Source organism: Bacteroides thetaiotaomicron VPI-5482 (genome assembly GCF_000011065.1).
Classification (GTDB): Bacteria; Bacteroidota; Bacteroidia; order Bacteroidales; family Bacteroidaceae; genus Bacteroides; species Bacteroides thetaiotaomicron.
In genome coordinates, this window is record NC_004663.1 from 3,886,357 (window position 1) to 3,913,272 (window position 26,916).

General features: G+C 44.5%; 20 protein-coding genes. 7 read left to right on the forward strand and 13 right to left on the reverse strand.

Features of this window, described 5'->3' with window-relative positions; translation table 11 throughout:
* Nucleotides 1-280 precede the first annotated feature (280 nt).
* Nucleotides 281-1,792 (reverse strand): putative Ig domain-containing protein, encoded by a 1,512-nt coding sequence (locus tag BT_RS15540; protein ID WP_011108613.1) that lies wholly within the window; start codon nt 1,790-1,792, stop codon nt 281-283.
* Nucleotides 1,793-1,899: 107 nt separating this feature from the next.
* On the opposite strand from BT_RS15540, the gene BT_RS15545 reads away from it, so the two are divergent.
* From BT_RS15545 to BT_RS15555, 3 genes are all read left to right on the forward strand, one after another.
* Nucleotides 1,900-4,008 (forward strand): hypothetical protein, encoded by a 2,109-nt coding sequence (locus BT_RS15545; protein WP_011108614.1) that lies wholly within the window; start codon nt 1,900-1,902, stop codon nt 4,006-4,008.
* A 13-nt stretch (nt 4,009-4,021) separates the two neighbouring features.
* Nucleotides 4,022-5,077 carry a hypothetical protein gene (locus tag BT_RS15550; RefSeq protein ID WP_011108615.1) on the forward strand — a complete coding sequence of 352 codons (1,056 nt, stop codon included), beginning with the start codon at nt 4,022-4,024 and terminating at the stop codon, nt 5,075-5,077.
* 291 nt (nt 5,078-5,368) lie between these two features.
* Nucleotides 5,369-6,364, forward strand: coding sequence for an IS110 family transposase (locus BT_RS15555; RefSeq protein WP_005941495.1), 996 nt, complete (start codon nt 5,369-5,371; stop codon nt 6,362-6,364).
* Nucleotides 6,365-6,553: 189 nt separating this feature from the next.
* Here BT_RS15555 and BT_RS15560 read toward each other — a convergent pair whose 3' ends face one another.
* Genes BT_RS15560 through BT_RS15575 form a run of 4 tightly spaced genes read right to left on the reverse strand, consistent with a single transcriptional unit; the run spans nt 6,554 to nt 10,643 of the window.
* On the reverse strand, nt 6,554-7,804 hold the full coding sequence (locus BT_RS15560; RefSeq protein ID WP_011108616.1) for a thioredoxin family protein: 1,251 nt from the start codon (nt 7,802-7,804) through the stop codon (nt 6,554-6,556).
* 29 nt (nt 7,805-7,833) lie between these two features.
* Nucleotides 7,834-8,955 carry a DNA-processing protein DprA gene (gene dprA, locus BT_RS15565; protein ID WP_048698553.1) on the reverse strand — a complete coding sequence of 374 codons (1,122 nt, stop codon included), beginning with the start codon at nt 8,953-8,955 and terminating at the stop codon, nt 7,834-7,836.
* Nucleotides 8,952-9,356 (reverse strand): acyl-CoA thioesterase, encoded by a 405-nt coding sequence (locus tag BT_RS15570; RefSeq protein WP_008761720.1) that lies wholly within the window; start codon nt 9,354-9,356, stop codon nt 8,952-8,954. Before BT_RS15570 ends, dprA begins: the two co-directional genes overlap by 4 nt.
* A gap of 3 nt (nt 9,357-9,359) precedes the next feature.
* Nucleotides 9,360-10,643, reverse strand: coding sequence for a peptidase U32 family protein (locus BT_RS15575; RefSeq protein WP_008761719.1), 1,284 nt, complete (start codon nt 10,641-10,643; stop codon nt 9,360-9,362).
* Between the two features lie 137 nt (nt 10,644-10,780).
* Between BT_RS15575 and dusB the strand changes: the two genes are divergently transcribed.
* Nucleotides 10,781-11,773 carry a tRNA dihydrouridine synthase DusB gene (gene dusB / locus BT_RS15580; RefSeq protein ID WP_011108618.1) on the forward strand — a complete coding sequence of 331 codons (993 nt, stop codon included), beginning with the start codon at nt 10,781-10,783 and terminating at the stop codon, nt 11,771-11,773.
* A 2-nt stretch (nt 11,774-11,775) separates the two neighbouring features.
* Here dusB and BT_RS15585 read toward each other — a convergent pair whose 3' ends face one another.
* Nucleotides 11,776-12,741, reverse strand: a complete 966-nt coding sequence (locus BT_RS15585; protein WP_008761715.1) for a phosphatase PAP2 family protein — start codon at nt 12,739-12,741, stop codon at nt 11,776-11,778.
* Nucleotides 12,732-13,739, reverse strand: a complete 1,008-nt coding sequence (locus BT_RS15590; protein WP_008761714.1) for an NAD-dependent epimerase/dehydratase family protein — start codon at nt 13,737-13,739, stop codon at nt 12,732-12,734. The genes BT_RS15585 and BT_RS15590 overlap by 10 nt, the downstream gene beginning before the upstream one ends.
* A 263-nt stretch (nt 13,740-14,002) precedes the next feature.
* Between BT_RS15590 and rnr the strand changes: the two genes are divergently transcribed.
* On the forward strand, nt 14,003-16,159 hold the full coding sequence (rnr, locus tag BT_RS15595) for a ribonuclease R (protein WP_008761713.1): 2,157 nt from the start codon (nt 14,003-14,005) through the stop codon (nt 16,157-16,159).
* Nucleotides 16,160-16,307: 148 nt separating this feature from the next.
* Nucleotides 16,308-16,787 carry a pyridoxamine 5'-phosphate oxidase family protein gene (locus BT_RS15600; protein ID WP_008767342.1) on the forward strand — a complete coding sequence of 160 codons (480 nt, stop codon included), beginning with the start codon at nt 16,308-16,310 and terminating at the stop codon, nt 16,785-16,787.
* A 178-nt stretch (nt 16,788-16,965) separates the two neighbouring features.
* Here the strand turns inward: BT_RS15600 and BT_RS15605 are convergent, their stop codons facing one another.
* The 6 genes from BT_RS15605 to BT_RS15630 all read right to left on the reverse strand — a co-directional run bounded on the left by BT_RS15605 (nt 16,966) and on the right by BT_RS15630 (nt 24,336).
* A complete protein-coding gene (locus tag BT_RS15605; protein ID WP_011108619.1) occupies nt 16,966-18,726 on the reverse strand; it encodes a CotH kinase family protein in 1,761 nt (586 codons plus the stop codon).
* Between the two features lie 92 nt (nt 18,727-18,818).
* Nucleotides 18,819-19,766 (reverse strand): cysteine synthase A, encoded by a 948-nt coding sequence (gene cysK / locus BT_RS15610; protein WP_011108620.1) that lies wholly within the window; start codon nt 19,764-19,766, stop codon nt 18,819-18,821.
* Nucleotides 19,767-19,893: 127 nt separating this feature from the next.
* The gene (locus BT_RS15615) at nt 19,894-20,235 is read right to left on the reverse strand and encodes a cupin domain-containing protein (protein ID WP_011108621.1); all 342 of its coding nucleotides are present in this window, start codon (nt 20,233-20,235) and stop codon (nt 19,894-19,896) included.
* A gap of 52 nt (nt 20,236-20,287) precedes the next feature.
* Nucleotides 20,288-21,934: a glycoside hydrolase family 32 protein gene (locus BT_RS15620; RefSeq protein WP_011108622.1), complete on the reverse strand. Its 1,647-nt coding sequence runs from the start codon at nt 21,932-21,934 to the stop codon at nt 20,288-20,290.
* 162 nt (nt 21,935-22,096) lie between these two features.
* A complete protein-coding gene (locus BT_RS15625; RefSeq protein WP_011108623.1) occupies nt 22,097-23,422 on the reverse strand; it encodes an ATP-binding protein in 1,326 nt (441 codons plus the stop codon).
* A 110-nt stretch (nt 23,423-23,532) separates the two neighbouring features.
* On the reverse strand, nt 23,533-24,336 hold the full coding sequence (locus BT_RS15630) for an alpha/beta hydrolase (RefSeq protein ID WP_032814311.1): 804 nt from the start codon (nt 24,334-24,336) through the stop codon (nt 23,533-23,535).
* A 263-nt stretch (nt 24,337-24,599) separates the two neighbouring features.
* Here BT_RS15630 and BT_RS15635 point away from each other — a divergent pair, with 263 nt between their 5' ends.
* The gene (locus tag BT_RS15635; RefSeq protein WP_008767349.1) at nt 24,600-26,738 is read left to right on the forward strand and encodes a TIM-barrel domain-containing protein; all 2,139 of its coding nucleotides are present in this window, start codon (nt 24,600-24,602) and stop codon (nt 26,736-26,738) included.
* Nucleotides 26,739-26,916 lie beyond the last annotated feature (178 nt).

Consider the following 26,916-nt stretch of genomic DNA (forward strand, 5'->3'; position numbering starts at 1 on the left):
ACAAACTTGTTAGTTAATAAAAAGGCTGAGATTCCTCAATTCAGACCCATTGTGTGCGATAACAGTGAAAATCCGTGAAAGAAATCAAAAGAGACGCAAATACAAGAATATTATTTGGAAGGAATAGCAAGAAGACTTACATTTGTCATGTGATTTTTTTCATAGTATTAGATTTAAGGTTAACAAAGGTTGGAGCAAGGCGTTGCTCCTTTTTTTATGCCCCAACCTTTCTTTATTTTACCTCAGAGATTTATTACTGTCATTCCAGTACTGTCATTGACTATTTTTTCGGCTTTCCACAGATATAAACCTTGCATTGGTAAGGCGCCAAGTCCACCATTATGTTATTCGCAGCATTTTCCATAGAACGGCTGTCAAGGCTATACACCTGCTCCAAAGACAGGTCTTCCACCGTTTTTGAATTTAATTCTATAGTACGTGGAGTATCCGCCCGGTTAAAACAAGCTACCGCTTTGCGACCGTCAGCCAACGGCTTTACCCAAATATCATAATGATCTGCACGGATGCTGCGCTCCGCCTGCTTGCCCAACACATCCTGGTTGATAGCAATCAGGTCCCTATCCAACAGAACCTGCAATGTACTGTCATTCATACTTCGCACGTCATTTCCGCAAAGTAATGGAGAAGCCATCATACACCATAATGCAAAATGAGACTTATACTGTTCGTGGGTGCAACCTTCCGATTCATATCCGATACTCATACTCTTACCACCGATACCAACTACCAGCATATCCGGATCATTCCAACCGGAAGGACCGCCATATTCACTCAAAGGAGCATTGATTTCAAGAATATTCAGGATACCACGAAGCCCGCCCAACTTGTTGGCTTCCCGGTTCCAGACATCGCCTATATCTCCCGAAACGCGCCACAAATGTCCGCCTACCTGTTTTGCCCATTTCCAAGGTTCGCGCTGTCCCCACTCACAAATGGAGAACACGATGGAACGTCCCGTACCACGCAACGCCTTTCCCATCTTTGCATAGCGCTCCATAGCCTCCACCCGGTCGACAGGAGCATTGCAATAATCATACTTCAACAAATCGACACCCCACGAAGCGAAATCTTTCGCATCCACTTCTTCGTAGCCGTAACTGCCGCATACACCGCCACAAGTCTTATCGGTTGCATCCGAATAAATTCCGAGTTTGAAACCGCGCTCGTGCAGATAATCTGCCACATACTTTATTCCACGCGGGAACTTATCTTTATTAATCTGCAAATGTCCGTCAGCTCCCCGTTCGGGCAACTGCCAGAAGTCGTCGATGTTAATATAGGAATAGCCTAAATCCCGCATTCCGTTGGCTACCAGCGCATCCGCAGTTTGCAAAACCAACTCTTCGGTGAGATGTCGCCCGAAAGTATTCCAACTGTTCCAACCCATGGGAGGAGTCAGCAACAGGTCATCACCAATGCGGATCACGAGCTTTTCCGTACTGGTCCCCAATGCGTTCTTAGCTTTAAGAGTGACGGTATATTCACCTTTAGAAGCTACTGATCCTGTGATAATCCCTGTTTTCGAATCCAGTTTCAATCCTTTCGGAAGTTTCTCCGCACTCCATTCCATCGGCCGCTGACCGGTAGTAGGAATATAAAAGAGGAAAGGACTGGCAGGATAATTGCCAATCGCCCGGGGAGAGTTAATACATGGTTTTCCTTCAAAAACCTTTTGAGAAGCATCCGGTAGAGAGATATTTCCGGCAACAGATACGCTTGCTACAAAAAGAGCAAGAATAGACAAAATTACGATACAACGTGTTTGATTCATAGTTGTTTGTTTTTTATTACGCCACTAAGATAAGGGAAAAGAAGCAGGATGAATGGTGATAAACATTTTTTTTATACCTTTGCCGCCCGCAAACTAAAAAAAGAAATATGATATTCCACAGAATCTTTCGTTTCACCTATTTTCTTATTTTCTGTATATGGGGACTGCAAAGCTGCACCAAAGACGACTTAATAGAAACGCCGGCAGACACAGACAGCGAAACAACAGAGAACCCGTATGGAATAATCCGGATAGCAGAGAAAGACCTGACTCCGGATGTTTTCAAATTAATGCTTCAGGATGATGAGCCTGCCACGATTCTATTCAATAACACCCAGCGGGGATTCAGAGTAAACCAGCCCCTGCAAGTCAGCATCACCGAGCAGCAAGAGTTATTTATCCGTTTCTATTCGCCCCGTCCTGTCAAGGAGGTGACTGTGTGGGCAACCATCAGCGGATATGAAGAAGCATTCCAACTGGCAAAGTTCGATGTGCTCCCAGCTTTCACTGAATTTCATAAGGAACTGCCGATGCTGACGCAAAGCAAGCGTTACATCACCCGTTCAGGAAAAGAAATCCAGATTATGGCAAATCCACACCTGTCCGCAGCCGACTTCAAACTGGAAATAGAATGTAATGACAAATACTATCAAAAACTGCTTTCCACCAAGTCCAAATACAACGTACGTTTCTCCGCCTATAGTCAGACCGGTTCATGGGCCTATCCACTTTATCCGGCTCACGCCCGGGAAGCGGTAGCAATGATGCTGAACTACGGCTATATGTTCTCGTCAAAGGAATTTGCCGAAGAACTGGAAAAATACAGAGGCAAACTGCATAGTGACGCCAACAAAACTGTTATTGACATCGATATGCTCCTCAAAAAAGTAATCAACCACTCCGGCTTCGTTATCGGGAAAGTGACAACCGTAGACGGACTGGGAGGCGGAGAAACTTATGGACTCAACGAATGGTGCTTTCTGGAACACTACGCAGACGACGGAGCGCACACCAGCGCCACGTTTCACGAGTTGGGTCATTGCCTCGGCTACGGGCACAGCGGAAACATGACTTACGAACAAACGGGAACCGGATGGATTACCCTCTGCGCCACCGTATACAACAAACTATGCATCGAAAAGAAACTTCCGGTGTACTCACGAAGATTCATGCACACCCGCCGCTATGGCAAACTTTATGGCAGCTCAAAATACAACGCTTCCCGATACATCATTGAAGACCCTGAACTGGATGCAATCGACGGTGGACTATCGCCGATATTGAAAGAAGAGGATGAGGATACTGCGCAAGGAACACCACTCTCCTGCATCATCACCTACAAAGATATTCCCCAAGCCACGGAATCGACTTTTGCGCCCAAGGATGTCTGTGTATATGGCAACCGAATCTACATCGTGAACAATGCCAGCGGAAATTTCAGTCTGGAGATTCTGGAAGAGCAGAACGGCAAACTGACGCACATAAAAAGCCTGAAAGAGTGGACGGAAGGAGGGGCAACAAAGGGATTTGCCGCAACACCGAACGGCGTGACCGTAGCCCACGGTAAGATTTACGTTACAAACGAACAAAGCCGGACTGATATTTTTGATGAAAAGACTTTTGAACTGGTGGCAACCATCGGCACAGGCTCTTGGGGAGAAGGAAGCAACCAAACGGTTCATGCTTTCGATGTACTGGTACACCGGGGATGCGTGTTTATCCGAGATAAGAAACGGGTATGTGTATTTATCGAAGACGATATTGTCCCCGGAAAAAGCTTCAAAAATGTGCCCAATTATTGCCGGACATCGAATATGGGAGAGGCAATGGGTACTTACGGGCAGACAATCGGCAACGACGGGTTACTTTATACCACCCACCAGGGAAATAAGAAGATTTATGTATTCGACCTTCAGGCAATGCGCGAACAGGTGGAATGGAAAGCCCAACGGGTCATTAATCTGACCTCTTATTCGCCGTACGACATTGCATTTATCGGCAAACGAATGTTCGTCTCCTTTGCTACAGGCAAGAATCAGCCTATCGCCCTGGCCGAAGTCAATCCGGAGACAGGGACTGTGATTAAGGATTACACAACTGTCGAAGGACACACCTTCAGTAACGTGGAAAAGATGTCAATGGCACGGCAGACATTGTTCATAGTAGACCGGAATGCACATACAGTAACGGGAATCCCTGTAGAAAAGTTGAATTAAAAAAAAAGAAGACATGAGAAAAGAAAAATTATATACCGGATGTCTGTTACTAATGGCATTAATCACAGGTAGTTGCTCGGAAGAAGAAAACCCGGAAGTCCGCCCGGCTACAAAACCCGCAGAGCCATATACAAGCTATTATTACTATTCATACGAAGCGGCACGACAGTTATCCGCCACAGACTTCGCCTTGGCTGAAGGTCAATTCACCCCCGGACCTACTTACATAAAAGGAGATACTCTTTTTGTAGCCAATATTCAAAGCGGAGCTTTTAGTCTGGAACTTTATGACCGGAACAAGAACCGACATCTGGCTTCGCTCAAAAGCTGGAAATATAAAGAGGCAGAACAGAAGTTTCCGGATAAGATTGAAGCGATCGGAATATCCGGTAACCGGCTGTACCTTGCAAACATAAGTTCCCGAATAGATGTATTCGATGTACGGACGCTGGAGTTCATCACACGCATCGGCACAGGTAACTGGGGAGACGGAATCAATCAGATGGTACACTCTCACGCTATGGCTATCACACCGGACGGAAATATCATGATTCGTACCAAAAAGAATCTGTTAGTCTACCGGGAAGCTGACGTAACTTTGGAGAATTATCAGAAAGTTCCTTTCTATTGCCGCAGTAAAGGAGATGGAATGGATGTGAATAACGGTTTCCATTCTCATCAGATGGTGCAGGATTCCACCGGTATCGTTTATCTTGCTGATTTCGGGCAATACGGCAATCAGAAAATTCAAGCCATCGACACCACACTGATAGAAAAAGGAGATCAGAAGATACTGATTGACACAGAAAAAACGCTCCCTCTGAGCTTCAATCCCTGCGGCATCGCGTTGCATGAAAATCGAATGATTCTATCTGCCCAAAACGGGTCTCTATTTATCTATGACCGAACCAAAGGGAACTGGGAAAACAGTTTTAAGTCCGTCAAAGGATATACTTTTAAGAAACCCGAGAAGCTGCTGGTAGACCAAAACACTCTTTGGGTCTCGGATGTAAACGCCCAAAAGCTGGTAGAAGTAAAAATCTATAAGAATGAAATACGGGAATATTAATTAAAAATCCATCCTCGCCACAAAGATAGTTGTAGCGAGGATGATTTCGTTAAAAGGGGAGTTTTGGCACATTTACATTTGCAGTATTAAATATCACAACAAAATATAAGTGTATATTTGAAAAGTAGAGTTGCAGTGAACTAACTTTGACACTAGTCTTAAATGACTATAGGCTGAATCAGACTGCAACTCTCTTAATAGGAGAACCTAGCCAGTTAGAATTGTAGGCTCACGACCTAATAAATGTATTAGCTGTTTCTCCTTCATGTTTAATACTGTAAATACAAAGTTATGAATTATTCTCATTTTGTAGGTCTTGATGTAGGAAAAAAAACTTTCGATGCATCATTAATGTCCGCAGACGAAAAAGAGTTGTCTCACAAGTCTTTTGATAACACTCCAACTGGGATCCAATCTTTATTGGATTGGATAGCTGGTTATCATCTCTCTTTATCCAAACTCTTGTTCTGTGCTGAAAACATGGGAAGTTATGTCACAGAGTTATCTGTTTCCAGTGTCTCCATGGGATTTTCCCTGGCTTTGGTTTGCCCGTTGACCATCAAGAAGTCCATAGGCTTGCAACGAGGCAAAAATGACCGCATTGACGCCAAAAGAATAGCGAACTATGCGGTATTACACTATCGAAAACTGGAGTTATACAAATTGCCTGACAAAGACTTGGTGAGACTGCGGGGATGGATTATTATACGTGACAATTTGGTCAAGCAAAAAGTATCAAGCATAAAGTTATTGGAAACATTCTCCTGGATGGCTAAGTTGGCTGATGTGACAGAATCCATTTCTTTTTTGGAAGAGCAGCTCAAGTCGATAAAAGAAAGAATCCTGGAGGTGGAAGAGGATATGGAGCAACTAATAGCCGCCAGTACATCGCTTTACACAAACTACTTGCTATTAAGAAGTATAAAAGGAATAGGAATTATCAATGCCATTGTATTACTGTGTGTTACTGACAATTTTCAAAGATTTGACAACCCGAGGAAATTTGCCTGCTATTGTGGGGTCGCCCCATTTGAACATACTTCAGGTATTTCCATACGGGGAAAAACGCAGACTTCTTCATTGGCTAACAAAGAAGTAAAAGTATACCTTACCCGGGCAGCTATTACTGCCATCTCTTGGGATCCGCAGATGAAAGCATACTATAAAAGGAAAATAGCAGAGGGGAAACATAAAGCATCTGTAATCAATGCTGTAAGAGCCAAAATCATAGCAAGGTCTTTTGCTGTGATACGAAGGCAGACTCCATTTGTAACATTAGCCGTATAATAAAAAGGTCCTTAACTTCGAAAATATCTTAGGTTTAGGAAGTAGCTATACACTTCTGAAGAGTAGGTATGTCTATATACAAACTTACCCAAGGATACGTTAATGTTCGTAAACTTGGGTAAGATTTTATAGATATTGTTTGGAGAGGACTTAGAATTCACACTCTTATTTATGAATCCCTACAGGGTCTCAACTTTGTTGCATCAGTTTTCTCAGCTTCTCTGCCACTTGTAGTAACTGCCCTTTATGGTCTACCATGGAGATGGCCGGAATAGCTCCGGGAGGCAAGTTCTTTTTGATCTCCTCATTCTTCTTTATCAATTCTTCGCAGGCTTTATCACACCACTGAGCAGCTTTCTCACGCAATGACATATCTGCACATTCCTTATTGAGCCAGTTCACCCATTGCAATAAATGCCCTTCGTCACCCAAAATGGTGTGCGAAGCAAGTATCTTATCGCCACGTTTCACAAATGAATCCCATTGCTTCATTATACCGTCTCTGCTGAGGCGCAGACTCTCGCCTATCATGTCAGCTTCCGCCACATTCATCTGTTTCATCTTCGCCACGTAGGCATCCAGTCCCTGCTCATCAAATGTACAGTGATTGGACTCGTCCACTTTCAGGTAGGCATATGAACCGGCTATCCAGTCTTCGAGCAGTCTGCGGTCGAGAGAAGCGGCCTGACGGGGAAATTTATCAGTAATTTCTTTCTTATGGTTTACCGCATACTGAAATGCGGAAGAGTTGACATCATGCACATAGTAATAGAATACCAAGAAGTAATCTTCATCTTCCAGCATTTTCTGCTCACTTCCCTGCAAGAAATCAGCTGCCACCTTTCCTGCCTCCTGTTCACGGTTGGCAGCAGAAAGCGCATTGATATATCCGCAGATAAAAGCCAAATCACGGTCACCAGCTTCATAACGTTTCTTAAGTCCCGAAAGTCCACCGGACTCTACACCCAGTTTCACTTTCTTCAGCAATTCAGGAGCATCCTCAGCACCTACCAGTCGGTATACGACCTCACCGCTTGAATTAATGAAAAGAAGGGTAGGATATGCGTGTACCCCATATTTCTTTCTGAGTTCCACTCCTTCACCTTTCTCCATGTCCATCTTCAGATTCACAAAATGACGGTTAAAATAATCGGCAACCAAGGAATCTTTAAAAACCACTTTGGATAACCTCTTGCAAGGACCGCACCAAGTCGTGAAGCAGTCGACAAAAAGAAGTTTGTCTTCCACCTCCGCTCTTTTTAAAGCCTCCGGAAAAGAAAGTTCACGAAAAGCAATCCCATCAGCTTGCGCAAGAGTCATTTGTGCGCCGGCGGCAGGTGTTGCGGAGATTTTCTGTGCAGGAACCATTTGTTGTCCTTGTGTGTTCTGGACGGCTAACAGGCATACTATTGCCATGAATGCCCAAAAATGTCGTTTCATTTCAAATTGTTTTAGGTTGGTTATTAGATTTATAATAATTGATAAACTCCTCCTGCCAATACCCGTACGGCTCCCTTCATTTCCAGTTCAAAGAGAATTGCACTCATTTTATGTACGGGAATATCTGTCTCTACCACTAAGGTATTAATCTGTAAGTTTCCTTGTTTTTCCAACGTATGAACTATCTTTTGCTCCTCTTCTGTCAGTTCCAGAAACAGGCTGCGCTGTACATTCTCTACCTTTGCCGGATGTGAATCCAACGTCCATCCCATCGCCTCCACCAAGTCTTCGGCAGACAACAGAAGGGATGCTTTACTGTCACGGATCAGTTGGTTACATCCTTTTGAATATTCATCGGTCACACGACCGGGGAAGGCGAAACAGTCGCGGTGATAGCTTTCCGCAAGCTCGGCTGTGATCAGAGAGCCGCCTTTGGCAGCCGATTCTACCACAATCGTAGCATCACACATACCGGCCACAATACGGTTGCGACTGATAAAATTGTGTTTATCCGGTGTTGTACCGACAGGAAACTCTGTCAGCAATCCGCCTTTATCAAGCATTTCAACGGCTGTCTTACGATGAAGAGAAGGGTAAATACGGTCCAGTCCGTGAGCTAACACGCCGACCGTAGGCAAGTCATTGTCCAATGCACTCCGGTGGGCATTGATATCAATGCCGTAAGCAAGGCCGCTGACAACTAATACGTCAGGACACAAAGCTTTTAAGTCACGGAGGAAAGTAGTACAGAGTTGTGTACCGTAATCAGTAGCGTGGCGGGTGCCCACCATATTAATGATATGGAGAGCGTTCAAATCGGCATTTCCCTTATAGAACAGTACAACAGGAGCGTCTTCACACTCCCGCAAGCGGGAAGGATACGCCTCATCATGAAAAGTCAGGCACTGGATATGATTCTTTTGCAGGAATACAAGTTCCTGTTCGGCACGGGCAATAATTGACGGACAGTCCAGTGCACCCGACACCCGTTCATGTACTCCGGATAATCGCTGCGCCAGTTCTTTCCTGAAGCGGAACACATCGGTGGCACTCTTCATGCCCTCTACCAGACGTTTCGCTCCAATGTGCCCGATACCGGGCACCATTGTCAGAGCGATGCTATATATTTGTTCTTGTTCGTTATCGGTCATTTCAGGTATGGAGCAAAGACATTGTCGAACAATTCGCTGTTACTTAAACGTCCGTTTACCACACATACCGTCTCAACAGTGGATTTCACTACTACTTTCTGATCGCTTTTGCGGAAGATATCCTGATAGAATACGTATTTGATGCCTTCTTTCTTCATATACAGTTTGGAGACAAACTCATCCCCACTCTTCAACGGAGTCTTGAAAGCCATATTGATACGTGCCACTACCGGATCGACTCCCTGTTCATGCAACGCCGCAAAACTAACACCTACCGAGGTCAGAAACTCGTGGCGGGTATGCTCCAGATAATGCTGATAATTGGCATTGTTGACAATCCCCTGAAGGTCACATTCGTAATCACGCACCTTCATCTCCAATTCGTAGATATACTGGCTCATCGTTTATCCTCTTTTCTGTTCTACATCAAGTCCCTTGAATTTCTTCAATTCTTCGGTAGATACCAATTTATATAATTTGTCGCTGGGACGTATCTTCTCTGATTTCATTGAGAAACGCTGACCTTTCTTTACCGTCTCTACCGGCTTCAGATCGACACGCGCTTCGTCCAGTGTCATAAAGACTGCGCCGGTGGTAGGTCCCGTTATCAGCAGCTTGTCACCTACACTGACTTCGGCAGCTTCTACCAAGAACTCAGAGACACCGATATTGGAGAAGTATTTGATACCTTTGCCCACATAGATTTTACGTTCCGTAGCGGCCGAACCATAATTCCGTGTCCATTCGCCCAAGCGTTGTCCCAGATAGTAGCCATCCCAAAAGCCACGGTTAAAGACTGCCTTCAGACGTTCATCCCAAGCGGCAATCTTTTCGTCTGTAAACGTATCATCCAGATAGGCCTTTATCGCTTCTTTATAACATTCCACCACCGTACGCACATACTCAGGACCGCGGGCACGTCCCTCAATCTTGAATACACGCACACCCGCATCCATCATCTTATTCATAAAATGAATGGTCTTCAAGTCTTTCGGTGACATGATATATTCATTGTCGATATCCAGTTCCACATCCGTCTCCTTATCGCGAACCGTATAAGAACGACGGCATACCTGCATACAGGCACCCCGATTGGCCGAGTGATTCATTTCGTGCAGAGACAAATAGCACTTACCGGAGACTGCCATGCACAAGGCACCGTGACAGAACATTTCAATACGAATCTGCTCTCCGCTCGGACCGCAGATATTCTCTTCCCGAATCTGACGATAAATCTCGGCCACCTGTTCCAGATTCAACTCACGGGCCAGCACTACGACATCGGCAAACTGGGCGTAGAACTTCAAGGCTTCCGCATTCGATATATTCAATTGAGTAGACAGGTGTACTTCCTGACCGATCTGACGGGCATAGTTCATTACCGCTACATCGGCAGCGATCACCGCTGATATTCCTGCCGCTTTAGCCGCGTCCACAATGGTACGCATCAAAGGAATATCCTTATCATAGATAATGGTATTAACGGTCAGATAGCTTTTCATTCCATGTTCATCACACGTCTGAGCTATCTCACGCAAGTCATCAACGGTAAACGTATTGGCAGAACGGGCACGCATGTTAAGGTTTTCTATACCAAAATAGATAGAATCGGCTCCAGCCTGAATGGCTGCCGCAAGGGATTCACGCGAACCGACAGGCGCCATTATTTCAAAATCTTTTATATTCATTTTACTATCTGATAATCATTAAAATGTGATAGGAGAATGCAAAGGTACGAATTAATCCGTATCCGTGAAACTTACCTCAACAAATAGTTCTTTCAGTTTTTATCCGTACCTTTGCACCGCAAAAAGAAGTATCGATTATGAAAATAAGCCATATAGACCTGGGAGAACACCCTATACTACTCGCCCCGATGGAGGACGTGACAGATCCTGCTTTCCGCCTAATGTGCAAAAAGTTCGGAGCTGACATGGTATATACTGAATTTGTATCGAGCGATGCACTGATACGCGCTGTCAGCAAGACTGCACAGAAACTGAGTATCAGCGATGAAGAACGCCCTGTAGCCATTCAGATTTATGGTAAAGATACGGAAACGATGGTCGAAGCTGCGAAGATCGTAGAGCAGGCGCAGCCCGATATTCTCGACATAAACTTCGGCTGCCCCGTGAAGAGAGTAGCAGGAAAAGGAGCAGGAGCAGGAATGCTGCAAAATATTCCGAAGATGCTGGAAATTACCCGTGCCGTAGTGGACGCAGTCAAAATACCTGTGACAGTGAAAACCCGTTTAGGATGGGACGCCAACAATAAAATCATTGTAGATCTGGCAGAACAACTACAGGATTGCGGCATTGCCGCACTAACCATTCACGGTAGAACCCGTGCGCAGATGTACACCGGAGAAGCGGACTGGACACTGATCGGAGAAGTGAAGAACAATCAAAGGATGCACATTCCTATCATTGGCAACGGAGACGTGACAACACCTCAACGCTGCAAGGAGTGTTTTGACCGTTACGGAGTAGATGCAGTCATGATCGGTCGTGCCAGCTTCGGACGTCCCTGGATATTCAAGGAAGTAAAGCATTATCTGGAAACGGGGGAGGAATTGCCGCCACTCAGCTTTGAATGGTGTATGGAGGTACTTCGCCAGGAAGTGATTGACAGTGTGAATCTGCTTGATGAACGCAGGGGCATCTTGCACGTGCGCCGCCACTTGGCTGCCAGTCCGTTGTTCAAAGGGATTCCTAATTTTAAAGAGACTCGTATTGCCATGTTGCGGGCAGAAACGAAAGAAGAATTGTTCCGGATATTCGAAACAATTCCTGAAAAAGTAAATTCTCTTTTAGATTAGTTTTACTTAAACATCGGCTGCGCAAACCACTTCTTGAACATCCACGTCGCCACAACATACAACAAGAATGCAGAGAAGAAACCTACGATCGCATCGATAACGTAGTGCGCCTGAATATATACTGTAGCCCCGCAAAGCAGCATATAGAAAGGGATCAGACAGGCAAACAACTTCTTACTGCCACGCCATGCCATAATCATAAGAATGGTAGAAATACCGACATGCGAACTGGGGAAAGCTGCCGTAGGACGCTCTCCCACTTGCTGCGAACCTTCTACCAAACTGTAAAAGAAGCCATGTTGATAGCCCGGACCGGGAAGTAACTCCTGATTGTTATTGAAATAATCGCCGATGGCCGGGAAAATTCCTTTAGATACATTATCAAAACCTATAGCTGGGAAGTAGAACTGCGGCCCTGCTACCGGAACAAAGATATAAATCAGATAATAGATAAAGAAAGAAGTTACCAGTACAAACGACATCTTCTCAAACCATTCAAACTTATAGATAAAATAAAACACCGTCACAATGAGCATCATCGGATAATAAAAGAAATATCCCATATTGAATGCTTCACTGACCAAAAGATGCGGGAATGTATGACAGAACCAGATAGCAGGTTGCCCATTGAAGATAAACTGCTCGGTTATAGCAAACACATGGTCGAGATTCGGAAAGAACCGGTTAAACTCAAACGTATCCGGATACCAGTAGGAAAGCAGGCTCATCTGAATAGCAACACGTACAAACGCCGAAAACTTGCAAGGAGCCAGCCGATAAAGATACATCAGCAGAAAAGTCATTGCAGCGATCATCGCCCTATCCAGCAACATGTGCCATGGATGATCCATTCGCTGAAACAGGAACAGAATCAAAATGGAGGTCAACAGATTATAAATCAATGTTATCTTCTCCACAGCAAACAACCCCTTCCGGGTTTCCACTCGCTTAAATAAGTCTAAAGCCATCCTTCGTTTTTATACCAGTCAATGGTTTCACGGACTCCCTTCTCCAAGTCATATTCGGGAGCATACCCTAACTCATTAATGGCAGGGGTTATATCACATTGCCAGTTACGTTGTTTCATTATTTTATATTTATCAGAATTCAGCGTACTGCTCTTGCCGGAACGTGTTGCAATGAATTCAGCGAGCAAAGATATAACTTTTAGCACAATTAATGGACATTTCACATGAATAACAAACGGATTACCCAGTTCTTTTTGTATTAAGTCCGAAAATACACGACTATTATACACCTTCCCGTCAGTCAGAAAATAGGCTCTTCTAGTCACTTTTTTTTCTATTCCTAAAAAGATGGCCTGCACAATGTCTTTTACATAAACAAAAGTCAGGTCCTGCCGCCGGAAGCCGACAGAGAAGTCAACATGCTGCCGGATGGACTTCGCCATCAGGAAATAATCCAGTTCACGAGGACCGTAAACTCCTGTAGGGCGATAAATAACATAAGGGAAACCGGGAATACTCTGAATATAAAGTTCAGCCTTAAGCTTGCTAAGACCATAAGCAGTATTTGGCATCGGGACATCACCGGCTTCTATCGGCGAATAATCTTTTTCGCGTACAGGTCCGAATACACTCAGCGTACTGATATAGATGAATTGCTTCGGAACCATATTCAACGCTTTCAGGGTATCAATAAAGTATTTGGTCTGGAGATAATTCACATAATCAAAAGTATTCTTATCCGGACATTTCGTGACTCCCGCACAATGGATGATATAGTCAAACTTATTATAGGTTCCTTTATGTCCGGAGAGTTGGGCACGCAATTCATTGGGATGAGCAAAGTCCAGTTCCAGAAAGTGGATCTTCCGGTTCTTCAAGTACTTTTTGCTGCTGGTGGGACGAATCCCCGCCCACACACCAAACTTTCGTTTTAATGCCTCTTCGACAATAAAACTTCCTATAAATCCGCTTGCTCCTGTTATTAAGATGCTCTCCATTAATTATAACCTCAATGTATAAGAAAAGAATGATGCTACAAAGATACAATAAATATAAAATAAAAGCCATTTTGCATTTCTCAATTATTCTCTCTTATAAACATTCCTCCTAAATCACCTTAGAAGGAATACTTTTTATTTTAATAAGGACGAAATTATCGAAGTCAGCGAAAGTTTTATCCAATTCATAACTATCAAATTCAAATATTTGTTTACTTTGTACTCCCATCAAAGAATTTTCAAATAAATCAATTCTATACATTATGGCGAAAAAGAAAGAAAAGAAAGAGAAAAAGGCCGGCAAAAGGATGAGTAAGAAAGAGCTGGCAGCGTTATTGATAGACTTTTTCCATGCCAAACCCAGCGAAACGCTTAGTATGAAGTATATTTTCTCGGAGTTGCATCTCACTACCCATCCGCAGAAAATGCTATGCGCTGACCTGTTACACGACCTTTCAGATGACGATTATATTTCCGAAATTGAAAAAGGAAAGTTCCGCCTCAACAATCACGGAACGGAGATGATCGGTACCTTCCAACGCAAGAGCAACGGAAAGAACTCATTTATCCCCGAAGGTGGAGGCGATCCGATCTTTGTTGCCGAACGCAATTCGGCACATGCCATGAACAATGACAAAGTAAAGATCACTTTCTACGCCAAGCGGAAGAATAAAGACGCGGAAGGAGAAGTCATCGAGATTCTGGAACGTGCCAATGACACCTTTGTAGGTACACTGGAAGTAGCCAAGTCGTATGCCTTCTTAGTTACGGAAAACCGTACGCTTGCCAACGACATCTTCATCCCGAAAGAGAAGCTGAAAGGAGGAAAAACCGGTGACAAGGCAATCGTGAAAGTAACCGAATGGCCCGACAAAGCAAAGAATCCTATCGGACAAGTGATCGACATCCTCGGGGTAGCAGGAGACAATACAACAGAAATGCACGCCATCCTCGCTGAGTTCGGCCTGCCCTACGTATATCCGAAAGCGGTAGAAACAGCAGCTGATAAGATCCCCGCAGAAATTACTCCGGAAGAGATAGCCAGACGCGAAGACTTCCGTAAGGTAACGACTTTCACCATCGACCCGAAAGACGCCAAGGACTTCGACGACGCACTTTCGATCCGCCCCATCAAAGACGGATTGTGGGAAGTAGGCGTACATATCGCCGATGTGACTCACTATGTAAAAGAAGGCGGCATCATCGACAAAGAAGCAGAGAAGCGGGCGACTTCCGTTTATCTGGTAGACCGCACCATTCCGATGCTTCCCGAACGCCTGTGCAACTTCATCTGCTCCCTGCGTCCGAATGAAGAGAAACTCGCATTCTCCGTCATCTTTGACATTACCGAAAAAGGAGAAGTAAGAGACTCCCGCATCGTACATACCGTCATCAACTCCGACCGTCGCTTCACATACGAAGAGGCGCAACAGATCATCGAAACGAAAACAGGCGATTTTAAAGAAGAAGTTCTCATGCTGGATACCATCGCCAAAGCACTTCGCGAGAAACGTTTCGCAGCAGGAGCTATCAACTTCGACCGCTACGAGGTGAAGTTTGAAATCGACGAAAAGGGCAAACCTATCAGCGTATACTTCAAAGAATCCAAAGATGCCAACAAGCTGGTAGAAGAATTCATGCTGCTCGCTAACAGGACAGTTGCAGAGAAAGTGGGACGAGTGCCTAAAAACAAGAAACCTAAAGTACTTCCTTATCGTATCCACGATCTGCCCGATCCGGAAAAGTTGGAAAACCTGTCACAGTTCATCGCCCGCTTCGGCTATAAGGTACGTACAAGCGGAACGAAAACAGATATATCAAAGTCGATCAACCATTTGCTGGACGATATTCATGGCAAGAAGGAGGAAAACCTGATTGAAACCGTATCCATCCGCGCCATGCAGAAAGCGCGTTATTCTACGCACAATATTGGTCACTACGGACTGGCATTCGACTATTACACCCACTTCACTTCACCCATCCGCCGATTCCCGGATATGATGGTGCACCGCTTGGTTACGAAGTATATGGATGGCGGTCGTAGCGTATCCGAAAGCAAGTACGAGGACCTCTGCGACCATAGTTCGAACATGGAACAGATTGCAGCCAATGCCGAACGTGCTTCTATCAAATACAAACAGGTAGAATTCATGAGCGAACGTCTCGGACAGATTTATGACGGTGTGATCTCCGGTGTAACGGAATGGGGGCTTTACGTTGAACTCAACGAGAACAAATGCGAAGGTATGGTTCCGATCCGTGACCTGGATGATGACTATTATGAATTCGACGAAAAGAATTATTGCCTCCGGGGACGCCGTAAGAACAAGATATATAGTCTGGGAGATGCCATCACTATCCGTGTGGCACGTGCCAATCTGGAGAAGAAGCAATTAGACTTTGCGCTGATTGAGAAATAGAAACAAGTACTGTAAAAACGAATTAATAGTATACTCTTCTGTGCCACCCTATTGGCACGCTTGTGCCAAAGGCTGGGCATAGTAGTGCCAATGCGATGGCACAACTGTGCCAGAGGCTTGGCACAAACCTGTAAAAACTGACATTAGAATGAAAACAATCGTTATCGAAGACAAGCAACGAATCGAATCCATTATTCTTCAAGCCGATGCCTGCTTTGTAGGCATAACGGACCTGGAAGGCAATCCATATGTAGTTCCTATGAACTTCGGTTATGAAAACGATACTCTTTACCTCCATTCCGGTCCCGAAGGGGGAAAGATAGAAATGCTGCAACGTAATAACAACGTGTGTATCACGTTTAGCCTCGGACACAAACTTGTCTATCAGCACAAGCAGGTAGCTTGCAGCTACAGTATGCGCTCGGAGAGTGCCATGTGCCGTGGGAAAGTAGAATTCATAGAAGATATGGAGGAAAAACGTCATGCACTGGACATTATCATGCGCCATTACACAAAGGATCAGTTCAGCTATTCCGATCCTGCCGTACGGAATGTCAAAGTATGGAAAGTACCTGTAGATCAGATGACAGGAAAAGTTTTCGGTCTGCGGGCAGACGAAAAGCCATGAGATGTACAAATCTCATGGAATCACCTGCAAAATCATGTATTTTCATGATGTTATAAGTCAGTCTATCAGGCATTAATACTCAAGTTCTCAGGTGTTAATACCTGATACGACAAGTATTAACATCTGAGAAGTCAAGTGTTAATGACTGAGAAGTGAAATGCTAATATATGAAACTCTATCAGTATTGATTTACTTCACCATCTATATACTCTGCCCTATTTTTCAACCAATTCTTCAGTTCTATCACTTTCGCATCAAAGGAACGGGTGTTTTCCCATAATTCACTATTTCTCGTTACAGATGGTTTAATAAGCTTGGCCTGATCATCTATATACTGCAACAACTCATTTAATTTATTTGACTTAAAGTCTTGCCAAAAGTTTTTATAGAGTTTCCTTACCCGACTATCTTGTAGGAAGCGTTGGAAAAAGGCGGTTCCCACTCCATTCATATCATCAGAAAAGAGCGGAGTTTCATAACTCCTGAAATGTGTCTCTTTACCTTCGTAATCATACGCCCAGTCAAAGTCCCAAATCGGTCCCATAACATACTTACCCTTCCCCTCTTTATGAATAAAGATACTTTTCGGATGGTTAATCTCCATATTGTGTACCAAATTAAAGGTAATCAGATATTTTGCAACTGATTCAATATCAATCATATCCACATACATATTTCCTTCTAACGGCTCCTTTGCAAACTGCACGGTAAATGCATTAAAATCTTTCTTCCAATACTCAAACTGCTCTGTAGTCAAATCAGGGTCTTTCACCATCACCGGAAGATTGAATGCTTCGGACTTGAATTTCGGATCTTCATCAAAATAGGAATCAAGCTCCCACATCACGCTGTTATTCTCATCCAAATCCACACGATTTTCTTTGATTTCTATCTGTTCCGTCAGTAGATAGGAACCTTTGTATTTGCCATTCAGAACCACATCCACCGGAATGGCATGATTGGTGAAAGGAATATTCAGCAATTGCCCGACTTTGAAGGCAACTGAGTTAAGCATCAAGGTAGGATCGATATGATTAGCCAGTAATACATAATTCTTCGCTTTTCCCAAACCACAAATCTCAGATTTCTTATCAAGCTTTAACCGGTAAGGTTTCTTCGGATATCCCCATGTGGAGTTTCCCCTTCCTTTCACCTCTGTCTTGCCTGTATAGTTCTCATAAATCCCCTTGCCATCCACGGTGAGAGTCGCATTCAAATAATAATCCTTACTTGGTATTTCCGTTATACTAGGGTCTTCTGTCGTGATCGTAAACTGAGGAATCAGGATAAAGTCCAGCGTCAGGATGTATCGGACTACTTCTCCATTCCGCATCACAAACTGATAAGTGACCGGAGAGGCGAAATCAATTTCCGTCACACCGCTGACCTGTTCTACATCATCTACCATTACTTTCACGGCATCAGTCATAAAGACAGGAATCAGTTTCGATTGTGGGAATGTGTAGGAAGATACAATAGTCTCATCTTCAATCGTACATGAAACATCAGCAGTCAGCAAAGCATTATCTTTTCTCAAAAAGCGAAATTCGGATAACACCTGCGCATCTTTCAAGACAACTTCGACTGTATATTGTTCCCTGCTGCCGTCTTCTGCTTCTACGAGAATCATCAGCGGCCGGGAAAAATCATTCGAAGTGATGCCGGATTCCTGCCCGACTCCATTCACGCTTACAGACGTTCCTTCATACTTGAATGTAGCAATCAATGACTTCAGGTCATCATATTGATCCATTGACAGCGTTATCACATTCCCTTTAATGGAACCTCTCACGTCATTCTTAATTTTACCTTGATTGTCACTCTTCTGAATCGAATAGCTGATTAATTGCTTCGTTGAAGAGAGAGGAGTTTCTTCATCTTTACAGGCAGAAAACAGCAGGAGAATAATCATCAGAATCCCTAACGTCTTGTTTTGCATAGTATTAAATAAAAATGGTTACTTGGCAAATATACGGTTTTGCCAAGTAACCACAGGATTATTCTCTATATTTCTTTCAAAAAAACGTTCCTTTACAAAGGATACTCTTCAAACGCGTACAGGATAGTAGATAAATAACGCTCTCCCGTATCGGGCAATAAGGCTACGATCATCTTCCCTTCGTTTTCGGGACGTTTCGCCAGTTCGGTAGCCGCATAGACGGCTGCTCCCGAAGATATGCCGACCAACAGCCCTTCTTCCTCCGCCAGCGCACGACTGGTACGGATAGCGTCGTCATTCTGCACCTGAATAATTTCATCTACGACAGAAGCATTATAAGTCTTCGGTACGAAACCGGCGCCGATTCCCTGAATCTTGTGAGGTCCGGGCTTTCCGCCGGACAGTACCGGAGAGTCGGCAGGTTCTACCGCCACCGCCTTCACACTGGGATCGCGCATCTTCAATGCTTCTCCTACTCCGCTAATTGTCCCGCCAGTACCTACACCGGCAACGAAGATATCGACTTTCCCCTCGGTATCTCTCCATATTTCCAGTCCGGTAGTGCGTAGATGCATAGCGGGATTAGCAGGATTTTCAAATTGCTGTAAGATAACGCTGCCCGGAGTGGCAGCTTTCAACTCTTCCGCTTTGGCAATCGCCCCTTTCATTCCGTCGGCACCGGGAGTGAGCACAAGTTCCGCTCCCAGAGCTTTCAAAAGGTTACGACGTTCGACGCTCATCGTATCGGGCATCGTCAAAATCAGTTTGTACCCCTTGGCGGCAGCAACGAATGCCAATCCTACTCCCGTATTTCCACTGGTAGGCTCGATGATCGTTGCGCCGGGAGTCAAGACGCCTTTCATTTCGGCATCTTCAATCATTGCCAATGCCACGCGGTCTTTTACACTGCCCGCGGGATTGAATGATTCGATTTTCACGATCAGACGAGCCTTCAAGCCGTTACTCTTATTATAATTACTTAGTTCCAACAACGGAGTGTTACCTACCAAATCCGTCAATTTCCTTGCAATCTTTTCCATATATCTGTTTTTAATTTCCTTTGTTTTTAAGATATTACAAAGATAGTGCAGTTTTTGTTGACAGGAAATACCATATATGTGGTAAATTTATACCATCATTATCCGGTAACCTACCATTCATCAGGAACTATTCCAGAAAATCAGCCCGCATGGGACTGAATGTGTCTATCAATACTCCCGCTTCCAGACAGACGCATCCATGCGGTTCGTCGGGTGCTACATAGTAGCCATCGCCGGTCGACAGTATCTCTTTCCGGTCGCCGATGGTCAGTTCAAACTTTCCACTTGCCACGTAGGTAGCCTGACTGTGGTAATGTTCATGCAACGTACCGACCGCTCCTTTCTCAAATTCTACCTTGACCATCATCAACTGTCCGTCGTATCCCATTATCTGACGACGGATTCCCGGAGCGGGGTGCTCCCATTTCAACTCTTTCTCAAACTGAAAAACTTCACTACGCGTTTTCATATTCTCTTTCCTATTTAAATAACTGAAAACAAAGATAGCTTTTGATTTCCGTCTACCAAATGGATTCTACGGAAAAGACTTGCAGGTCTTTCACTTCGATACGGTTTCCCCAGAAGTGGAGTCCTTCTCTGTTGTTAGTGTCAGGGCGGCGTTCCATGGAATAAGAATACAGTCCGCCGTCGATAAATACTTCGATAGAGGTGCGGTCAATGTAAATATCGGCACTCAACTCCATGCTGGTCGGGTCTTGGGGAGAGTAGAAACGGCCGTTCAGGGTATTGGAGTTCATGTCGTAGCCGATCATGCGCTGGCCGAAAAGGTTGAATCCGGCATCCGTGGCATGAGAGAGTTTGATCGTTGTCTTAATGCGGAGACAGTCGGCATCATAAAACTCTTTCAGATGGCGGTTGGCCTCATCCGAAGAAAGAGATTTCCAGGAACGAAGAGGCTTACACAAGGATTCGACCTCCTTTACGGGAACGTTGACAAGGCGGATGCCGTCTTTGGTGGTACGCAAAGTCAGTTCGGTGGGGAGCATCATCATTCCGTTGAAAGGCATACCGGGGTGGGAGATTCTTCCCCAGCCTATCTGGATACGTCTGCCGTCACTTGCCGGAATATTGGTAAAGGTCTGGGCTGCATAGATACTTCCGGTGGTATAGCAGTATTTTCCGGCTTCGGGAGTAAATACCTTGCCGTCGAAAGAGCCTAGCATATACGTACCGGTGGCACCGTACATCACCCACTTCGTATGGTTCTTGTCACCGTCAACCGGCAGTTCAAACAATTCGGGACATTCCCAAAAGCCTGTAACATGGCTCTCGTATTTCCAGTCTTTGAGATTGGAAGAGGTATAAATGGAGTGTCCGTCGCGCTCGTTCAGTACCAGTACCCAATGTTTGGAGGGCGCATACCAGAACACTTTCGGGTCGCGTGTGTCCTGAGAGTTCCATTTCTCCTTGGAGTTGATCACCGGATTCTTGTCGTACTTCGTGAAGGTACGTCCTTTGTCAAGGCTATAGGCTATCCCCTGCACTTGTCTGTCACTGCTGGCGGCAGTGAAGGCGGCAACCATGGCTGGAGTCTTGCCTTTATTGAATCCGGCGGTATTATCATAGTCGATGACTGCCGAACCGGAGAACATCGTTCCTAAATGGTCGGGATACAGAGCGTCCGGTAATTCTGTCCAGTGTATCAAGTCCTTGCTGACCGCATGGCCCCAGTGCATATTCTCCCAGTCTCTTTCGAAAGGATTGTGCTGGTAGAACAGGTGGTATTCGCCCTCATAATAGATTAATCCGTTAGGGTCATTGATCCAGCCTCTCCGGGTAGTGAAGTGGAATTGCGGACGGTTCTTTTCCTTATACAGTTCAGCTTGTCCTTCGATTTCGTCGGACTGGTATATTTTACTCAATCCCTTCTCATTGCCGTCGTAGGTTATCTTGATCGTCTTTCCTTTGAAAGCCGACACATCTTTAAACACCCAGTATTCCGCTTCATCCGGCGCCAGACGGATAACGACGGATAAATCCGGCTTGCCGTTTACTTCAAAAGTCATCCTTCCTCTGTTCTCTTTATGGGAGATGGGGAAGTTCAGATATTGCTTGGTTATTTTAAAAGATACTTCTCCGGCTATCGCTGCCAAACAGGAGAAGGATAAAACAAAAAGAGTAAGTACAGTTCTGCTTAATGTCTTCATAGCTATTTTATTTATTAGTTTGTAAAATCGGAGTAAATGTAGCCAATACGACCGATTTCTGATATAATAAATGATTCACAGACTATGAGAAACGTTACATTTCACAGATATTTTCCTTAAATGACCTGTATTTTTCATCACTTGGCCATTTCTCTCTATTCTTTATCCCACGTTATTATTCAGCAGCTCTTTCGTCTTATCCGCAAGAAATAAAGGAATATTAATCAGATTGCCGTCTTGTTTCAAATTCAGCATCGAATATCGAATCCGGCAAGCAGGTTGATAAAGTTTCTCGTACTGAATCAGACTTTTACCTGTTATATTCTGGTCTGCTTTCACTTCTACCGGATAAATATGATTACCATGCTGAAGTAAAAAATCCACTTCTGCTTTATTACCGGAAGTCCAGTAACGGAACGAAGCCTGAAGTTGTGCTGTAAGACTTTGCAATACATAATTCTCTGCCAATGCCCCTTTATATTCCGTATATCCGGGAGTGGACAATAACAAAACACTTGCATCCAGTTCGGACAATTGCCTCAACAACCCTATGTCTAATGCATAGAGCTTAAAAGTGCTCAAATCATCGTAGGCTTTCAGTGGCAGCCTAGGCGACTTGCTCAAAACTACTTTGTTGACAAGACCAGCTTGTTCCAACCATAAAATAGCATCTTCGTATTCACGCGCACGTGCTCCGGGACGAACCAGTTGATAAACAAACTTACGATTTTCTTTCGCCAATTGAGAGGGCAGAGAGTTCCATACATAATTGATACGGGGCGCCAACGTAGGTGTAGTATGTTTCACAAAATCCAGAGCATAGTCATTCAATATATCCCGAAGCGATGAATCCACTTTTTGCATATCATTAAAGTCAACCATCAAAGAAGCAGGTTCGGGCATACCGCCACAAATAGAATAGGCAATGAAGGCTTCCCGCAGTTTGTCGAAGAAGATTTGGGGAAGAGGCGCTATTTCTTTGACAGAGCACATATATTGATACATCGCCGGATCTTTCGTATTCAGAAACTCCGTAAAAGTCAGCGGATACATAGACAGATGATTTACTTTTCCAACCGGAAAGGAATTGCCTATGTGATTCAGGTAAATTCCAAGTAAAGAACCAGCGCAAGCCACTGCATATTCGGGTGCTTCTTCGCAGAAATATTTCAAAGAGTTCAGCGCTTCATTGCACTCCTGAATCTCATCCAATATCAGCAAAGTAGTCTGAGGATTAATTTTTCGTCCATGCAAAAAGGACAATTGCTGTATAATGCGTTCGGGGTCTTTAGTCGTTTTAAAGATATCGCAAAGTCCGCTTTCATCTTTATCCAGACTAAAATAGGCAACATCTTCAAAGTATTTCTGACCGAAATACTTCAAAGCCCACGTCTTACCCACTTGTCTCGCCCCATGAATAACCAAAGGCTTCCTGTTTACATCCGTTTTCCAAGCCGCTAACAGCTGAATAATTCCTCTTTCAAACATACCGAGTCACATTTTTGATATCTGAAATGTGAGAACTTACACATTTTTGATATGAGTTTCGTGCAAATATACACATTATCCATATCAAATGAAAGGATATCACAGGTCTATTACTTGAACCTCTTCACATAATTAACGATCAGATAGCAGGCAGGACCGAGTACCTGTCCGTGGTCAAATCCTTGCAGTTCATATAAAGAGACTTTCCGATTGCCGATATTCTTCAATACCGATGCCAGCAGTGCATTCTCTTCGTACCGGTCAGCCATTTCCAGATTCTTATCCCCCGTAATCAGCACAACAGGGGCGGTATCCTTGCGGGCCTTGTTTACCGGAGCAAATTCGTCAATGATGGGGATTCCGTTGGGCAGGCCACGTTCTTTGCGGATGGTAAAATGAGTGACAGTCTGTCCGCTGACCGGAAGATAGGCAGCTACACTATCCGCATCGGCTCCATATGCAGCCATGTATTTCTTATCCATTGCCAGAATCAACGTAAGGTAACCTCCTGCCGAATGACCGGAAACAAAGATACGATCCTTGCGACCGCCATACTTTTCGATATTCCGGAATGTCCATGCCACGGCTTCGGCGGCATCTTCTATATAAGCCGGATTCTTTGCTTTCGGACTCAAACGATAATTAACCGCCACTACTGCAAAGCCTTGATCCGTCAGTTCCCTGGGAACAAATTTACTTCCTCCTTCCATACCACCGCCATGAAACCATACAATGGTGGAAAAATCTTTTTTATTCTCGGGATAATAAACATCCAATTTACAACGTTCCAGACGATAAGCATCTGTTTCGGAGCCGGAAATGTAAGGTACATCCTTGTCGGTACGATACGTATCCTGTGCCTGAACGAGGCAGGCACAAAGCAAAAAGAGAAGGAGAAAACAATTCTTTTTCATGGTTTTATTCTTTTTCATTCTTAAACAAGGACAAATATAAAACCTTATTTTTAGAATCACGGTCAAAAAAAGAAGATATTAATATCTCCCGTCACAAACATTAATATATGTCGTGACAGGTCACTTTATCTGACTTCTCAGGTATTAATACTTGATACCGCATCTGTTTTATTCCTATATTTGCAATATTCTTTTATTGCATTTTAGTGGAAAATCGCATTTCAGAAGTCTATTTTAATATAACCATGATAAAATAAACTATAATGAGAAAACTATTACTCAACCTTTTTCTATCCACAGTAGGTCTCCTGTTTGCCGGGCAAGCATCCGCTCAAGAAGAAATTGCTCCGGGAATCATCAAGCTGCAAGCGGGAGAAATTGACACTTTTACCCCTTATTCCTTATTCGGCGGGAAACCTGCCGTAGAAGCAATGAAACAACTTCCGGCTGCAAAGCCGCCCTTCAGCCCCGACGAAGTGCAAATAAAGATAACCGACCGTGGCTGTCTGATCGAAGTCCCTCTGGAGGACAACGAACAAATATACGGTTTCGGACTTCAATTCGAAACTTTCGGTCAGCGTGGCCTGCGCAAGCGCCCGATAGTAAACGACAATCCGCTGAACGGACTCGGATATACACATGCTCCGCAGACATTCTACGTCTCTACCAAAGGGTACGGTATTCTGGTCAACACGGCACGGTATACCACTTTCCTATGCGGCTCCAATCAGAAAACCGAGCATAGTCGTCAACTGCAAGCGGAAGAAAGAAAACACATTGCTACCACCACAGAAGACTTGTATAAGAACAGAAGCAACGGAAATAAAGTCCATATCGACGTACCCGGCGCCAAAGGCATTGAGGTATTTATCATCACCGGACCGGAAGTGCTGGATGTAGTCAAGAGATACAACCTCCTCTCCGGCGGCGGATGTCTTCCTCCGATGTGGGGACTCGGATTCAAATACCGTGTCAAAGGAGATGCGACGCAAGACTCCGTCATGCGTTTTGCCAACTATTTCCGCGAGAAACAGATTCCGTGCGACGTACTGGGACTCGAACCGGGATGGCAGACGGCCACTTACTCCTGTTCTTATCGCTGGAGCGACGACCGTTTCCCAAGGCACAAAGAAATGCTGGACCAGTTGCAGCAGAAAGGATACAAAGTAAACCTGTGGGAACACGCGTATGTTCATCCTTCTTCCCCCATCCGGAAGGCGCTGGAGCCCTACTCAGGCGATTTCCTTGTATGGAACGGACTGGTACCGGACTTCATCCAGCCGGAAGCACACAAAATATTTACCGATTACCACCGCACACTGATAGAAGAAGGCATCTCCGGCTTCAAACTGGACGAATGTGACAACTCGAACATATCTTTTGCTTCCGCCACATGGTGCTTCCCGGATATGGCACAGTTCCCTTCGGGCATCGACGGAGAAAAGATGCACCAGGTATTCGGTTCCCTCTATGTGAATGCGATGGACAGTATCTATCGTGAAAAGAATACCCGCACCTATCAGGATTACCGGTCGTCCGGTATGTTCATGTCTTCACGCAACGCCGTACTTTATAGTGATACATACGATCCCAAAGAGTACATTCAGGCACTTTGCAACTCGGCATTCGGAGGACTGTTGTGGTGTCCCGAAGTGCGTGAGGCACATTCTGCCGAAGATTTCTTCCATCGTCTGCAAACGGTGATTCTTTCTCCGCAGGCTATGGTCAATGCATGGTATCTGCAATACGCTCCGTGGCTGCAATTCGACCGTGGAAAGAACGAACGTGGCGAGTTCCTGCCGGAAGCAAAGAGGTATGAAGAATATGCCCGTACACTGATTAATCTGCGTATGCAGCTGATTCCTTATCTGTACAGTGCTTTTTATACATATTATAAAGAAGGTGTACCTCCTTTCCGTCCGTTATTGATGGATTATCCCAAAGATGAACGTTTGCGCACTATCAGTGACCAGTATATGATGGGAGACGGATTGATGGCTGCCCCTTTATACCAGAACAAGAAAACGAGAACGGTCTACTTCCCCGAAGGAACATGGTACAACTTCAATACCAATGAGAAATATGAAGGCAACCGTGAATATGAGATTACGACGGAATTAGATCAGTTGCCACTCTACGTCCGCCAGGGAACGTTATTGCCATTGGCCGCACCTGTCCCCTATGTAGATGCTCAAACCGTATTCGATCTGCATTGCAAAGTATACGGCGCTCCTTCGGCAACGTTCCTCCTTCTCGAAGATGACGGTATAAGTTACGATTTCCAAAAAGGACAATTCAACGAAGTAACGCTGGAAGCTGCAAAAGGAAAGGTAAAACTTAAAAGAACAAAAGAATACAAGCAGAAAAGATATCAACTGACAGATTACGAGTTCATCAATTGATTTCTTAATTAGTTTCACTGCTTGAAACTAGAGTTTCATCAGTGAGAAACTGTAGTTCCAAAGGCTTGAAACCAAAAGTTCCAAGCGTATGAAACTATAGTTTCAAGTAATGGGAACCAAAGTTTCAAGCAATGGGAACTGTAGTTTCATACCTTAAAACAAACTCGGCTTATTAATA